General features: G+C 70.0%; 1 protein-coding gene. It reads left to right on the top strand.

Annotated elements, in window-relative coordinates; genetic code table 11:
- Positions 1-53: 53 nt before the first annotated feature.
- Positions 54-483 (top strand): 2-oxoacid:acceptor oxidoreductase family protein (locus RM844_RS32285; RefSeq protein ID WP_311671007.1); only part of this gene is annotated, 430 nt, incomplete at its 3' end.

The raw sequence follows: 483 nt of genomic DNA, 5'->3' as shown, positions 1-483 counted from the left end.
AAGCGGAGGCGTGGCCGGACGGCCGGGACGCCGGAGCGGAATCGACCGATTTGATGGAACGCGAGCTGTTGGTCACGGGCATCGGCGGGCAGGGGATCCAGCTCGCCGCGCAGGTCGTGGCGCGCGCGGCGCTTGCCGAGGGTCGCGAGGTGCAGCTCTTCGGGAGCTACGGCGGCATGATGCGCGGTGGCAACACCGAGGCGACGCTGGTGGTCGCCGACGGTCCGGTCGAGGCGCCGCCGACGGTCGGATCCGCGTGGTCGGCGATCGTGATGCACCAGGACTACTCGGGCCCGACGCTCGAGCGGCTGCGTCCGGGCAGCGTGGTGATGCTGAACACGACCGTGTTCGACCGGGCCTTCGCACGTGACCCGTACATCGTCGTCGAACTCCCGGCGTCCGATCTCGCGCTCGGGCTCGGCAACATCATGACCGCGTCGATGGTGATGGTGTGGGCGTACGCAGCAGTGACGGACCTGGTGC

It is taken from the genome of Streptomyces chisholmiae (assembly GCF_031845445.1).
GTDB lineage: Bacteria > Actinomycetota > Actinomycetes > Streptomycetales > Streptomycetaceae > Streptomyces > Streptomyces chisholmiae.
Note: the sequence above shows the minus strand (reverse complement) of the source record. Positions and strands in the feature narration are given on the sequence as shown.